This is a genomic window from Marinimicrobium koreense (assembly GCF_003762925.1).
GTDB lineage: Bacteria > Pseudomonadota > Gammaproteobacteria > Pseudomonadales > Cellvibrionaceae > Marinimicrobium > Marinimicrobium koreense.
In genome coordinates, this window is the sequence record NZ_RJUK01000001.1 from 444,921 (window position 1) to 458,270 (window position 13,350).

Consider the following 13,350-nt stretch of genomic DNA (forward strand, 5'->3'; position numbering starts at 1 on the left):
TATCCCAGCTTGCCGTGCCGCCTAACATCTGTGAAAACCGAGCGTTTTCAGAAGTTGAGAATGGCAGTATCGAGTTGCGGTCTCGGGTACGGCATTCTGGGTTATTGTGCATCGCGAGCAATGGTCGCATCACCGGGGGACACATAAAGTTACATGGTCTATGGTTGATATATTCGCTACAGCAGCTCGCGTCGCCACTTATTGATTGATCAAAAACTGTTCAAAATACTATGCAAACATTACGTAATAAAAAGCACATTATTGTTCCGGTCATCATCGTAACTCTGATTATCTTGGGTTGGAGCGCAGTGTTTGACAACATGGCGAAGGAATTCACCAACAAAGGCCTGCTCCAGGCTGGCGCATTTTTCGGCACGATTCGATTTCTTAATGCCGTAGTCTCCATGTTTCAGGAGGTGGAAATCAGCTTCATTGTTACCAGCCTCTCCATTGGTCAGCTGCTGGATCCCATCAATGATCTTGTAGAGTATGTATCGGATGGTTTGAAGATCGCCATTGGCTCGTATCTTTTGCAGCGCACTATAGTAGAGATCACGTCCACGGCGCTATTTAACATCCTTTTCACCGTTGCGGGTTTTGGCTATATAGCCAGCTTCTTCCTGTTCGCGCCAGGGGTGAAGACGTTGCTTTTTAAAGTTTTTATGACGGCATTGTTTTTACGTTTCTCTGTAGTATTGATCATGTTTGCAACGACCGCCTTCAGCGCCTCGTTTCTAGATGAGAAGATCGAAAGTGAAAAACAGAAAACCACGTCTCTTTCTGCGGAGTTGGATGATAGTCGTCGCGCGGCCGAGAACGTATCAGAGGAGTTGCTTGAACGCATTACCGTTGACATAGCACAGGTGGAAAACGAAAAGGAAGCCGTGATCGGCCAGATTCAGCCCAGGCAGGAGGCTATTAGGGAAAATCGCTACGCCCTCTCAAAGAGGGAAAGTGAGCTGAGGGCCATCAAACAGACGCTGGGTGTGATGGACTCGCTGAGAGGAAATGATGACGTTGATCGTCTTAGGCAAGAAATAAACGAGCTGGAGATCCAGAATGATCGTTTGGCTGAGGAAATTGACGAGCTGAACCAGCGAGTCGATTTTCTCGACGAAGAGATTGAGCGCGCAGAGAGCCATCTTTACGAGGAGAGCAACGGTTTTCTTAAGATGCTCGGCGGCGGAGTGGGGGCCGCCTGGGACTATATTTCAAACCTCGCCTCCGGCCTCGTGGACTCCACAATGTCAGCCTTGGTCTTGCTGTTGTTCAAAATGCTTCTGTTGCCCATCGGTTTTCTGTATGCATTATTAAAAGGCTTCAAGGCCATTTGGGGGCTTGAACTTTCAGAAGCTGGTGGTGCCGCTGATCAAGAGCTCCGACATACCTTTGAGAAGAACAAGGTTGACCGCTGAAGCGGCGGAAACCCGCTTGAAACAGGTACATCAGTCCCGCTCGGCCGGTTTGATGCCCAGGCGGCCAAGTTCTCTATTTAAGGAATAAATTTCCCGCTGAGACGTTAACTGATTGAAACCCAATCAGTAGGAGGTCTTAGTCATGAAAAAATCAACACTTGTACTCGCAATCGCTTCCGTTCTGGCTCTGCCAAGTGCGGCTCAATCCATCAATGCTGACGCCGAGGCTGAAGCTCGCGTTGACGCCAACGCTCAGATGCAGACGTCCAGCGCTCGTGAAGCCAGTGAGCCAGCCGGCGAACAGGTCCAGCAGAATGGTTCGTCTGCGAATGCTCGCGGCAATGCGGGTGGTTCTGGAGCGGTGAGCCTGCAGCGCGAAAAGTCATCCACCCAGGGTGAATCCGCTGAAACGGAGACTGAGGTAGCCGACACCGGGGATTCTATTAATGACGGTTCCGAAGCCGGGCTGAGCACAGCGGCTTCCGCGCGTGATGAGGCAGAAAGCCGTGTGGAGCAGGGGCAAGGCGTTGCTGAGGCTGCCGTTCAGAGTGGCGTTGATACCGCTTCGGAAGTCCGCACCCAGACTGAGTCGCAAGCCGCTTCGGCGGTGGAGTCTGCCAGTGTTGCCGCAGCGGCTGGCGCCGATGTGGCCGCCGAAGTCAGCCAGACGGTGAGCAATGAAGTGTCCAATTCCGTGAGCGCGGCAGCGGCGACGGCGGTGGATGCGGACGTGGCCCAACAGGTGAGTGCGGCGGTGGCCGACCAGGTGGCCACTGAAGCGGCCGGGGCCGTTGAAGCCTCCGTCAATCAGGCACTCGATGCCAGTATCTCTCGCTAACATCCACTGTCAATTTGCACCGGCGGGCATCAGCCCGACCGGTGTTTTTTTTCGGAGTCATTCCCATGAATACACTACCCCGAATCGCACTAACTTTTTTCGCCGCTTTGTCCAGCGTAGCCGCCTTTGCTCAGGGCGATGGGACGTCGGATAAAAAGGCTGATTTCAATGTGAAACTGCAGGCCGGCAGTGCCTATGATTCGACGCTGTCGGTTGCGTCGCTGGACCAGACATCCAACCAGGGCGACTGGGCGAATGTGTTTTACGGCCGGGTCGCTGGTGAGCTTTATCCGACCGAGCGTATTACCCTGAAAGGCAGCTACAGCCTGTCCTCGCGCCGATATCACGAGGTCAGCGAATTCGACCAGGACCTGGGTATCGCATCGCTGGATGCCGCCATTGACCTGGCGGGCATCACCTGGGGCCTGAGCCGCCATATCGCGGACGCCAAGCTCGCGTCCGAGCCCTTGCTGGATCTGACCAAGGACAGCTTTTATGCCGCCAAACTTTTTAGCTCGGGTGTTTATGTTCGCGGTGCCTACACCGAGAGCGAAAAGCGGTTCGAGAACAACCGCGATCGCAATGCCGATGGTGAGGAGCTGGCCGGCGATGTGTATTACTTTTTCAATGATGCACGCACTTTCTGGTCATTGGGCGTTAGCCGCCAAGAGGAAGAGGCTTACTCGCCGGCGTTCGACAATACCGCGCTTAAACTGCGGGCCCGTTATTCCCACACCGGTTCGATCGCCGGTCAGGAAAGCAGGATTCAGTTGGGCTGGCGCTACCAGGATCGGGACTACGGCAACGAGCAGTCGCTGCCAGTCACCGACAATGAAACCGGAGAAGGGCTGCCCGGAACCGGTGACCCCATGTCGCCAACCGGCACGGGCACCCGGCACGACCGCAGTCATGTGGTCGAAGCAATCTGGACACTCAGTTTTCTGGAGTGGCTGGCGCTGGAAACCAAAGTCGAGCACGGTAACTACCGTTCGAACTTTGATGCGGCGGACTACCGGGAAACCGGCGTATCGGCGCTGCTAAGTGTGGAGTTCTGATTACTGTTATTGCAGCAGGCCGTGACCGAAAATCGGGTCGCGGCCAGCCTCCCCAAGATCTTTCGCTTGCCCGGCCAGATATTGCAACACGTTCTCACTTGAGGCCAGTTGCTTGGCCAAAGCACAGGCCACATGGGCGGTCACCGTCGGAGCGGCCATGGAAGTGCCGCTCTCATGACCAAACTCCCCAGTGCCCCGGGTGGTGCGTACCGACACGCCGGGGCCGGCAAAATCGATATGCTCTCCACGGTTGGCCCAGCGATACACCTGCCCGTCGGCATCTACCGCGGTACTGGCGATCACGCCACCATAGGCCGCCGGGTAAAGCGGCGGGGCTGCCGGGCCTTCATTACCCGCTGCCGCGACTACGGCGATATCGCCAGCGGTAAGGCGCTCCATTACGGTGGCGAGCACTCGGTTGTCGGGCCCCGTGAGGCTCATATTGATCACGCTTACTTCCTGCCCGATCAGCCATTCCAGACCCGACACCAGATGCATCATGGTGGCGCCCTGGGCGTATTGGTTGCGGCTGTAGAACACCGAGGCGTTATAGAGCGTCGCCCCCGGCAAGCGCGCCGGCGTCTCGTCAATGATTCCCACCATCAGCCCGGCTACCGCCGTGCCATGCCCGGTGGGCGGGCCCTTTTCGTCGGTACCCTCGGGGTCCGGTAAAAAGTTCCGTTCCACGATGCGGCTGTTGATCAGCCCCGGATGTTCGGTGGCGATGGCGGTATCGATCATGCCCACTTTCACCGGCTGTTCGCACAGAGGCTTGCGCGGTCGCACGGCGGATTCCGATGACGGGTTGGCAGTCTGGGGATTGTAGATGTGGTTGCGGTCCAGCCGTTCGGCCAGGTCGGCCGGTAAGGTGTTTTGTAGCGCGGCGTAGGAGTCCAGCCGTGCCGGCACCCGGAAGCGCACCATCTCCAACTCCAGCTTCGGTAAGCGTTTCTGCTCCAGAATCTCGACATTCAGGGGCTCCAGCAACGCCAGTTCCCCGGGGGCGAGCATCAGCAGCCATTCGTGTTGCACGGCTCGCCAGCCGTCCTCCACCTCCACGTCCATAAACAGGGTGACGCCCCGGGAGTCCAGTATCGGCACGCGGCTCGGAAGCGCATCCAGGGGTTCTGCCGGTGGGCGCAGGGTGTCTGGCAGTTGCTCCGGCAAAGCGGCCGTGAGTCGGCGCTCCAGGGCGCTGGTGACATCGGAGGGAAGGGAATCCCGGTGCACGCGCTCTACAGAATCAATGGAGCGGTCCACCCGGTCGGTCACCGCGGAGGGCAAACCCAGTTGGGCTTGGGCGACAGTGCTGAGGCCCAGCAGGCACAGCACCAGCGCGCGCAACCGGGTCAGTCTGGCAGGTCGGGGGTTGGCTATCATAATCGCATATCCGGTGAAGGAGCTAGTGGGGTACCTGTTACTATAACGGCCTCACCCGATAAAAAATTCCTGGGGCCGGGAATAAAAAACCCCGCTGGCCCGTTAACAGGGTACAACAGAAAGGTGCTGTCTATGAAAAGCGAATTGACCGAGGTATTGCCTCAGCTCAGGCGGTTTGCCTACTCGCTCACCGGGTCGATGGATGAGGCGGACGACCTGCTGCAGAGCACGGTAGAGCGGGCGCTGAACCGTACTGTACCCGAAGGAGTGGAATTGACGAAATGGCTGTTCCGGGTTTGCCGGAATTTGTGGATCGACGGTTACCGCGCCCAGAAGGTCCGCCAGGAAGCGACCTTGCAGCCGCAATTGCAGGAGCGCGAAATTGTCGACGGAGAGCGGGCCATGGCGAGCGAAGTCGAACTCGAGCAGGTCAGCCGCGCCATGGACCAGTTGCCGGACGATCAGCGATTGGTGCTGTCGTTGGTGGCCGTCCAGGGCCTGTCCTACAAGGAGGCGGCCGCCACGCTGGAAATACCCCCGGGCACCGTGATGAGCCGCCTGGCTCGCGCTCGAACTGCTCTCATAGAAAGCCTGAACTTACCTGCAGCGAGGACCAGCTCATGAACATCAACGATGAAACCCTGTCGGCCTTCCTGGACGGCGAACTGCCCCCGGCCGAAATGGAGCAGGTTCGCGCCCGGTTGGCCGAAGATCCCGCACTGGCAGACCGCCTGGCGGAGCTGAGCGCGGTGGACAAACTGGTGAGCGAGCGGGCCCACGCCATTGATGAACGGCCATTGCCGAGTGGTATTCAACAGATGCTGGCGGAAGATGACGCCAAACCCGAGTCCGCGCAGGTGATTGCCTTTCCCCTTTGGCGCCGGGCCCGTCAGGCACTGAACGCGCAAACCGGCATTGCGGCGGCTATTGCGTTGGCGTTCGGGTTCGGACTGGCGGAGATCACCGACAACATCGGGAATCCGCAAGTCGACGCTTTCCTGTCTGTCGCCGAGCGCCTGGAAACGCTGCCCAGCGGCACCACCGAAACTCTGCCCGACGGACGGGAAATTACCCCCCGCCTCACCTTTGTTAATCGGGATGGGCAGCACTGCCGGCAGTACCGGGTAACCGGCGCGGGCGAACGGTCGGAGAATATCGCCTGCCGAGCTCAACAGACCGAGGCCGGCTGGGAAGAGTTGGCCAGTATTCGGCAGCGGGCGACGGAGCCCGGCAGCTATCAGACCGCCAGTGGTGGCTCATTGCTGGACAGCGCGCTCGACCAGATGATGGCCGGCGGCATCATTGAGCCGGAACAGGAAAAGCAATTGATTGAGCGAGATTGGCAGCAGTAGCCATCACCAGTCATTTACCAGGAAACCGGGAGGTAATGTATGAAAAAGCCAATAGCAGCTTTGATGATGGTTCTGTTTATCAGCGCCTGTGCGGCACCCGAGGTTTACCTGCCCGCCTCAGACGGCGGCTACGGCTACCGGGAAAGCCAGATTGCCGATAACCGGTACCGTGTATCGTTCAAAATGCGCGGCGACACCCAGTTTGAAGCCATGGACTACGCCCTGCTACGCGCCGCCGAACTAACGTTGATAGCGGACTACGACTGGTTTGTTGTTGCCGACCGGCAAGTCGATGGTGAGAATTGGGAGTCAGGCAGTCAAGTAACCGCAAGCCGCACCCGGGAGGTGGAGCGCCGCTGCGGCTTGCTCGGCTGCACCACAAGCTCCCGCCCCTCCATGACTTACGGCGCCGAGATCAATTCGGGTAATAGGGCAGAGTCGGAAGTGATTCTGGAAATCCGTCTGGGCAAGGGCGTACGCCCCACCGAAGTCGACAGCTACGATGCCCTGGAAGTGCGGAACAATCTGCGCAAGCGTGTGAATTAGGGAGGAGGTGGTGGTCCAGATCGGGCATGTTGGTTGGGCTGTCTGGATCCTGTGACTGTCCGAAAATGGTTATCAAGCGCTTCCTGATGTCGCGCGCCACCGTTGTGAGCCTATTCACAAAACGGTAACCGGCGGCCACGCTCAACTTGCGGCTTCTCAGCTCGCTGATTAGAATTCGGTCTGGTTCCAATGTCTGACCAAGGACGATGCGTATATGGACGACGCGCCACAACTCTATCTTTCCGGCATGGGCATGGTAAACGCCATTGGTGGCTCCGTTTCCATGGTTTCGGCGGCGGCCGGTGCCGGTATCAACCGCTACACCCTCTCCCGCTTTGTCGATGATAGCGGCAACCCCATCCGGTTGGCGCCGGTGCCCGATGAAGTGTTTGACCACCCGGACTGGGCGCTGGATGAGGGAGACTTTCACAGCGAACCGCAAGACCATGCGATCAAAATGGCGCTTCACGCTTTGGGTCAGTTGGCGGAGCAGGGCGCTTTTCCCGAGCAGGCGCCGTTGATTCTGGCCATGAACGAGCCCGAGCTGTGTGCCGACTGCCTTCCCCTGGATAAATTCAAAGCCAACCTGGCCCTGTCCGGCCATGACTGGCTGTCGCCGGAACTGCTACGAAGCCTGCACACGGGCCGCGCGGCGGGTCTGGAAGCCGTGGCCTTCGCCTATGATTACCTGGTGGAGACTTACCCGCAAGGCATGGTCATTGGCGCCAGCGACTCACCCAACAATTACACCCGCCTGCGCATACCGGAACAGCAGAACCGGCTCCTGACCTTGGGACCAAACGATGGCTACGCGCCGGGGGAGGGCGCGGCGTTTTTGGTGCTGACCGCAGACCCGGCGAGGGCTCTGGAGGAGAACGGGCAAATCATCGTGGTACATCCGCCGGGCCTGGCGCGGGAAGTCGGGCATTGGTTCAGCGACGAACCCTATCGGGGCGAGGGGCTGGACGCCGCGTTCAAAGCGGCGCTGGCGGACTACAACGGCCCGGCCATTCACAGTATTTACAGCAGCATGAACGGCGAACGTTACTGGGCCAAGGAATACGGCGTGGCCATGACCCGTAGCGGGGACCGGCTGGGCGACGACGTCCAACTGGTGCACCCCGCCGAGCATTACGGCGACCTGGGCAGCGCCACGGCCCCCTCGCTGCTGGCGCTGGCGGCATTTGATCTGCTGAAAAACACCAGGGCGCAAAGCCATCTGGTGTACAGCTCATCCGATGCCGGCCTGCGCGGTGCATTGATTGTAGAGAAACGCCCCAGGGCAATGGAAATCAGCAAAGGAGAAGCGGTATGACACAGGTGGGAGAGGGCGTGTTTGTGCCCCAGCCGCCCAATAGTGGCGGTGATGAGGATGACGAGGGCAAGAAAAAGCTCAGTGTTCGGCTGTTGTTGTTTTTTGATGGGACGGCCAATAATCGCACGAATGTGGAGGAGCGAGAGAGGAATACTGAGGTGTATCAGGTGTTGGCCGATCAGTGGGTGGATTTAAAAGCTTACCAAAGCTATAACAATGGTAGGTCCAATATTGCTCTGTTGGAGGCGCAAGTCGATGACAGGACGCCACCAAATGGCTTCGACTATGCCCGGAAATTGTATGTCGAAGGTGCTGGCACCGAAGATCGCGAGGCGGACCATCGCAAGGGGTTGGCGATGGGGACGGGCTCTACAGGGATAGACGCTAAAGTAACAAAAGGGATTCGACTTGCCGTTGGAAACATACGAGAGCTGTTTCAGAATTCCGGGGAAGATTCAACTCTGAAAAAGTTGACCATTGATCTATTTGGTTTTAGTCGTGGGGCTGCAAGTGCCCGCTATTGTATCCATAAGCTCATGGACGCAGGCGGTGAGCCAATATCCGAGCAGCTGGAGGTTGAGGGATTTCCCGCCGATAAAATCGAGATCAACCTGGTCGGGCTCTTTGATACTGTTTCCTCCCACGGGATGTCGTTCAATAACGATGTGAAGGCACTAAAGCTGGACTCGATTCGCAGGGCCAATCGCGTTATCCAGCTAGAGGCTTCGGAGGAGTACCGGAGTAACTTCTCCCTGACCACTATTGATAGCGCCGGAGGAAAAGGGCAGCGCATTTGTCTGCCCGGCGCCCATAGCGATGTGGGTGGAGGCTACCGCTCTGGTCCCGAGGCTCAGATCGTCTATCGGGGGCATCAGCGGGATCGCCACAGCGATCGGGACTGGCTTCTGGCGCAAGGCTGGTATCGCCCGGAGGAGCTGAGGTTACCCACATCCCGCAATACATTGAGCCACGTTATCCATGCTGAGCGGGAGCTGGTAAAAACCAGCTATAGCAAAATCCCGCTGGAACTTATGGCGGAGTTTATTCAGGGCGAGGGAGTCAGCATGAACTCGAAAGAATTTTCCAAGCTTATTGACTTGAGTAAGGAATCCGAGGAGCTTCGGCAGCTACAGGCCCGTATAAAGGCCTATGTGGTTTCAGCAGGGGCGGACTCCCGGCCGGAACACTGGCAGAGGCAAGACCCGTTGCTCTATGTGATCCGCCATCAATACTTGCACCTCTCCGCGCACTATTCGAGTGTGGGGATGTCTCCGAGACTTCACGAAGGTCAACGCAGGCGAAAATACCATGAAGGTTAAAACCCGACGTCGATTCACTTTGCTATCGGCACTACTCTTATTATTCGGTTGTGAGGATTCTATGACCAAAGCGGAATGGTTGGCTTCTGAGTCAGCGCCAGATGAATACCCAATGAAAGTGATTTCCGGAACTTTTCTATATCCGGGCGAAGATCATGGACTTTACATCCCTGACGGTAAAACGGTCTATCACGGCTGGGGAATGCCCGTATCTACCCACGTGACCGGTCCGGATCAAAAGCCATTGCCGGATAGGTTGAGAATTACCTATTACTCCTACCTAGAAGATCAGTTCTACCGGGGTGAGTTTGAGCTCCCCTATGAAACCATCGTTCGGAGTTTTAACGAGGGGTACAGCGACCATAAAACACCTGCCGGTCATTTGACCTATCGGCGAATAACCGTGGGCATGGCACCTGGCGGCAACGTCGCAGTATGGCTCGTCGGTATTGGCAAAACCACCGAAGTATTTTTTGGGAAGGCTGAACCCATCGATTACGACTGGGCGAAGTACTGGAAAGACTCGTTCATGAATGACCATCCTGAGCCGAGAGAGGAGTACTTTGAGGAGTCATTGGAGGAGTTTCTCACGCCAGAGCAGCGAAAACGCCTCGAAACCGAAGGCATACCCTTCGACAAATGGGAGCGAATGCGCACCCACTACCATTGGCAGCCCGAGTTCTTCCGTATGGCGGGGCCGGATTCTCCGGGAACGATCAATTACCTCAACGGCGAGCTCTATCACTTACGCTACCCCCTCACCGAGGAAGACGCCGCCAAGCCCAGGCCCTTACCCAAGCGCATGAGTTTCCACAGCGGCAAGTATCTTTTCATCATCCATTTCGATGAGGACGAGATGTTGAGCGTGTTCGAAAAGATGGCTGAAAGCGATAACCCCCTCTATCTGGATATCGCACCCGGAATCCCCCGGTCAGAAACCGCCATCCGGGTGAGAAGTCAGGAAGATGAGCATATTGACCTTGAGAAGTTTACCGTGGAGGAGATCAATTAGCCCCACATCGAGCCATCGGACGTGGACCGTTGCCCGAAACACCTTACGGCGGATGCGCCTTCGGCTTATCCGCCCTACGCGAGTTGGGGACGGCGAGTGCGTTGCGGATAGGAGTGGGGCTTGAGTAGGGCGGATCGGTCCGACGCATCGGAGCGCATCCGCCGTAACCCAACGATGATGACTGTTCCTACAGGCTTTGCTGAGCTGTATCTTGGAGGCGGATCACAAGAAAGAAGTGGTACCAGAGGCCGGACTCGAACCGGCACACCCTCGCGGGCGGGGGATTTTGAATTATTTGTGTTGTTTTTTGCTGTTATTTGCAATTCCTTTAAAAACAATGACTTAACAAAAATTTGGTTGGTTGTTCTTTGAACAATCTTGCCAAAATACGCGGTTATTTGAAACAATGCGTCTACTATGTGTCTACTTTCAGGCACAAATGACTCTGGGAAGACGCAATGCCGCAGCTCAAAATCAGCAAACGAACCGTCGATGCGGTGACTCCGCCGGACCCCACCCCGGAGGGTAAACCCACCCAGGTCTTCTACCGGGATACGGAGCTGACCGGCTTTGGTCTGAAAGTCACCAACGCCGGTACAAAGACCTATGTGGTAGAAGCTCGGGTCCAGGGAAAGCCCAAACGCATTACCCTGGGCAAACACGGCCCATTGACCGCCGAGCAGGCCCGGCGGAAGGCGCAAGGCCTGCTGGGCGATATTGCCATGGGCAAAGACCCGAATGCGGAGAAGCGGGAGTATCTGACCCGGGGCGTCACTCTCAAGCAGGTCTATGATGAATACCTGCAAACCCGGCGGGATCTCAAGCCTAACACTCTGCACGACTACAAGCGCTGTATTGAAGTATCCCTTGGGGATTGGCTGAGCAGGCCCATCGCCGAGATTTCCAAGGAAATGGTGGAGAAGCGGCATCAAAAGCTGGGCTCGACCAGTCACGCCAGGGCGAACAACACCATGAGAGTGCTCCGAGCGCTGTTCAACTTCGCCATGGAGCAATATGAGGACAAGAACGGCCAACCGATCATCACCTTGAACCCGGTTAACCGGCTCAGCCGCAATCGCTCCTGGTACACCGTAAAGCGCCGTCAGACCCTGCTGACGCCCTCCCAGCTCAAACCCTGGTATGAGGCCACCATGCTGCTGAACCAGGAAACCACACGGGACTACCTGCATTTTCTGCTTATGACCGGACTGCGACGGTCCGAGGCGACCCGCATGACCTGGGAGGACGTTGATTTTGAAGAGCGGACGTTCATCATTCCCGAAACCAAGAACAAAGAGCCGCACCGGCTGCCCATGTCAGATTTCTTGGAGGACTTGCTGAAAAGGCGCTACCAGGCTGCCGAGAAGGTCTGGGTCTTCCCTTCGCCGGTCACCGATGGACCGCTAAAAGAGCCAAGGACCGCCATGGCCAAGGTGACAGAGCACTCCGGTATTGAGTTCAAGCTCCACGACCTGCGCCGAACCTTCATCACCATAGCGGAAAGCCTGGATATACCCGCCTACGCCTTAAAGCGGCTGCTAAACCACAAGTATTCCAATGACGTTACCGCAGGGTATATCGTGCCCAGCACCGAGCGCCTTCGTATCCCCATGCAGCGCATCACGGACTTTATAAGGGAGAAAATTGAAGCATGATTCGCTACTCAGATGCCTTTTCGGACCTAAACCCCCTTGAGGAAGCGTTGCCACTGCAGGAGTTCCACGACGGCCACTACATTGCCCAGGAGGCAAAAGCGGCATTGCCGGATGGCTTCACCATAGTTGACCTGAATGCGGGTTTGGAAATTCTCATGCAGCTTCGTCTGAAGGACGGAGGTGATATTACCAAGGGGCGACCCGAATCGACTGGGCTGTATTACACCGCGCCGTTGAGCCACTTTGTGAGCGCAGAGGAGGTCGAATTGCCGGAGCGGCCGAGTGGGGAGCCTTTCCTCTGGTCCCAAGTCTTTGCCGTGGCGGCTCTGGCATCGGTTGCTGATTTGGTGACGTTCAGCCGTCGACCCGGGGTCTATGACCCAAATTTGGGTGAGTTTGAGCAGATAATGAAGTCCTCTGAGGAGAGATTGGTGCAGAGCCACCTGGAGCAATTGCCAATGGAGGCCATGGAGTCGCTTGGGTTCTGCCGGCTGTTTCTGGAAAGGGAGCGCTTTGAATTGGACGCGGCCAAAAGGGAGCAAAAGCGTGGCCAGGGCGTCAGTAAGACAAAGCTCAAGAACTACCACGAGGTGAAGCTGGCGATCGTGAACCGGTTTAACGAGTTGCGCAAAGAAGACAGCGGTCTATCAGTACGGAAAATGGCCCGAATAATCCTGGGCGACCTGGATGAGCAGCTTAAACGCATGATGACCAGCGAAGACCCTCAACAGCAGGTTGAGAACTGGTTGGGGCAGTACAAGAAGGGGACCCTCCCAGGGCAGGACCGTTTACCCCCATACGAGGCCTGATGCCGTTTATATAATTCAAGTGACTTCAAGTATATTTGAAGTTATTTGCCCAATTCCTTTCAGTTTGGCCAAGCTTCAAAGTTGTCTCCAACATACAGACGGAGACAGATCATGGCTAAACTACTCACCACCAAGCAAGCAGCTCAGCACCTGGGTGTTAGCGCAGCCTTTCTCGAAAGAGATCGCTGGGCGGGCGCTCGCATCCCCTTCATAAAGCTGGGTACTCGCTCGGTTCGCTATCGCAGCGAGGACCTGGAGGACTACATTAACCGGCAGATGCGGCACTCCACCACGGAGAATGCCGCATGAGCTGGCTGGAATCGAGAGGGCAACCTATAGGTTCAAGCCAACCTATAGGTTCAAAGAGACCGAATAGACAACCTTTAGGTTCTCAACCGGTGAGGGCAGTTAGGTTCAAACCGGTTCTGAACCTAGGCGCGGTACGGCTTTGGGGTGCGAAGGCTAGACCGAACCTTAACCGAAGTTTTCGGTTCAGGAGCCGGTACATTAACCGAACGCTAACCGAAGTCGTTCGGTTGGGTAACCGAACTTTTGACCGAACCAGTTCGGTTACCCAAGCGACGGAAGTTCGCCTAAAAGCAATATCTAACCGAAATAGTTCGGTTGGACTAAGCGAACCAGTTCGCTTAACTG

Annotated in this window: 13 protein-coding genes; 12 read left to right on the plus strand and 1 reads right to left on the minus strand. The window is 56.7% G+C overall.

The window, feature by feature from the left end:
* Positions 1-230 precede the first annotated feature (230 nt).
* The 3 genes from EDC38_RS01920 to EDC38_RS01930 all read left to right on the plus strand — a co-directional run bounded on the left by EDC38_RS01920 (position 231) and on the right by EDC38_RS01930 (position 3,308).
* On the plus strand, positions 231-1,415 hold the full coding sequence (locus EDC38_RS01920; RefSeq protein ID WP_123637097.1) for a coiled-coil domain-containing protein: 1,185 nt from the start codon (positions 231-233) through the stop codon (positions 1,413-1,415).
* A 142-nt stretch (positions 1,416-1,557) separates the two neighbouring features.
* On the plus strand, positions 1,558-2,253 hold the full coding sequence (locus EDC38_RS01925; protein WP_123637098.1) for a hypothetical protein: 696 nt from the start codon (positions 1,558-1,560) through the stop codon (positions 2,251-2,253).
* A 65-nt stretch (positions 2,254-2,318) separates the two neighbouring features.
* Positions 2,319-3,308: a hypothetical protein gene (locus tag EDC38_RS01930; RefSeq protein WP_123637099.1), complete on the plus strand. Its 990-nt coding sequence runs from the start codon at positions 2,319-2,321 to the stop codon at positions 3,306-3,308.
* Between the two features lie 6 nt (positions 3,309-3,314).
* On the opposite strand, the gene EDC38_RS01935 is transcribed toward EDC38_RS01930, so the two are convergent.
* Positions 3,315-4,688, minus strand: coding sequence for a S8 family serine peptidase (locus EDC38_RS01935; RefSeq protein WP_123637100.1), 1,374 nt, complete (start codon positions 4,686-4,688; stop codon positions 3,315-3,317).
* A gap of 132 nt (positions 4,689-4,820) precedes the next feature.
* Here EDC38_RS01935 and EDC38_RS01940 point away from each other — a divergent pair, with 132 nt between their 5' ends.
* The 9 genes from EDC38_RS01940 (at position 4,821) to EDC38_RS01980 (ending at position 13,005) form a co-directional block, all read left to right on the plus strand.
* Positions 4,821-5,312: an RNA polymerase sigma factor gene (locus tag EDC38_RS01940; RefSeq protein WP_123637101.1), complete on the plus strand. Its 492-nt coding sequence runs from the start codon at positions 4,821-4,823 to the stop codon at positions 5,310-5,312.
* The gene (locus EDC38_RS01945; RefSeq protein WP_123637102.1) at positions 5,309-6,040 is read left to right on the plus strand and encodes an anti-sigma factor; all 732 of its coding nucleotides are present in this window, start codon (positions 5,309-5,311) and stop codon (positions 6,038-6,040) included. The genes EDC38_RS01940 and EDC38_RS01945 overlap by 4 nt, the downstream gene beginning before the upstream one ends.
* 39 nt (positions 6,041-6,079) lie before the next feature.
* Positions 6,080-6,586: a CC0125/CC1285 family lipoprotein gene (locus tag EDC38_RS01950; RefSeq protein ID WP_123637103.1), complete on the plus strand. Its 507-nt coding sequence runs from the start codon at positions 6,080-6,082 to the stop codon at positions 6,584-6,586.
* A gap of 214 nt (positions 6,587-6,800) precedes the next feature.
* Entirely contained in the window at positions 6,801-7,901 is a 1,101-nt protein-coding gene (locus EDC38_RS01955; RefSeq protein ID WP_123637104.1) for a hypothetical protein, read from the plus strand.
* Positions 7,898-9,220: a phospholipase effector Tle1 domain-containing protein gene (locus tag EDC38_RS01960; protein WP_123637105.1), complete on the plus strand. Its 1,323-nt coding sequence runs from the start codon at positions 7,898-7,900 to the stop codon at positions 9,218-9,220. The genes EDC38_RS01955 and EDC38_RS01960 overlap by 4 nt, the downstream gene beginning before the upstream one ends.
* 61 nt (positions 9,221-9,281) lie before the next feature.
* Complete coding sequence (locus EDC38_RS01965; protein ID WP_246004316.1) at positions 9,282-10,232, plus strand: DUF2931 family protein; 951 nt, start codon at positions 9,282-9,284, stop codon at positions 10,230-10,232.
* A 458-nt stretch (positions 10,233-10,690) separates the two neighbouring features.
* Positions 10,691-11,887 carry a tyrosine-type recombinase/integrase gene (locus tag EDC38_RS01970; RefSeq protein ID WP_123637107.1) on the plus strand — a complete coding sequence of 399 codons (1,197 nt, stop codon included), beginning with the start codon at positions 10,691-10,693 and terminating at the stop codon, positions 11,885-11,887.
* Complete coding sequence (locus tag EDC38_RS01975) at positions 11,884-12,696, plus strand: hypothetical protein (protein ID WP_123637108.1); 813 nt, start codon at positions 11,884-11,886, stop codon at positions 12,694-12,696. The genes EDC38_RS01970 and EDC38_RS01975 overlap by 4 nt, the downstream gene beginning before the upstream one ends.
* A gap of 111 nt (positions 12,697-12,807) precedes the next feature.
* Positions 12,808-13,005 (plus strand): helix-turn-helix transcriptional regulator, encoded by a 198-nt coding sequence (locus tag EDC38_RS01980; protein ID WP_211331026.1) that lies wholly within the window; start codon positions 12,808-12,810, stop codon positions 13,003-13,005.
* Positions 13,006-13,350 lie beyond the last annotated feature (345 nt).

Coding starts and splice junctions, on each gene's coding strand:
- EDC38_RS01920 (WP_123637097.1), top strand. CDS start 231: ATGCAAACATTACGTAATAAAAAGCACATTATTGTTCCGGTCATCATC.
- EDC38_RS01925 (WP_123637098.1), top strand. CDS start 1,558: ATGAAAAAATCAACACTTGTACTCGCAATCGCTTCCGTTCTGGCTCTG.
- EDC38_RS01930 (WP_123637099.1), top strand. CDS start 2,319: ATGAATACACTACCCCGAATCGCACTAACTTTTTTCGCCGCTTTGTCC.
- EDC38_RS01935 (WP_123637100.1), bottom strand. CDS start 4,688: ATGATAGCCAACCCCCGACCTGCCAGACTGACCCGGTTGCGCGCGCTG.
- EDC38_RS01940 (WP_123637101.1), top strand. CDS start 4,821: ATGAAAAGCGAATTGACCGAGGTATTGCCTCAGCTCAGGCGGTTTGCC.
- EDC38_RS01945 (WP_123637102.1), top strand. CDS start 5,309: ATGAACATCAACGATGAAACCCTGTCGGCCTTCCTGGACGGCGAACTG.
- EDC38_RS01950 (WP_123637103.1), top strand. CDS start 6,080: ATGAAAAAGCCAATAGCAGCTTTGATGATGGTTCTGTTTATCAGCGCC.
- EDC38_RS01955 (WP_123637104.1), top strand. CDS start 6,801: ATGGACGACGCGCCACAACTCTATCTTTCCGGCATGGGCATGGTAAAC.
- EDC38_RS01960 (WP_123637105.1), top strand. CDS start 7,898: ATGACACAGGTGGGAGAGGGCGTGTTTGTGCCCCAGCCGCCCAATAGT.
- EDC38_RS01965 (WP_246004316.1), top strand. CDS start 9,282: ATGACCAAAGCGGAATGGTTGGCTTCTGAGTCAGCGCCAGATGAATAC.
- EDC38_RS01970 (WP_123637107.1), top strand. CDS start 10,691: ATGCCGCAGCTCAAAATCAGCAAACGAACCGTCGATGCGGTGACTCCG.
- EDC38_RS01975 (WP_123637108.1), top strand. CDS start 11,884: ATGATTCGCTACTCAGATGCCTTTTCGGACCTAAACCCCCTTGAGGAA.
- EDC38_RS01980 (WP_211331026.1), top strand. CDS start 12,808: ATGGCTAAACTACTCACCACCAAGCAAGCAGCTCAGCACCTGGGTGTT.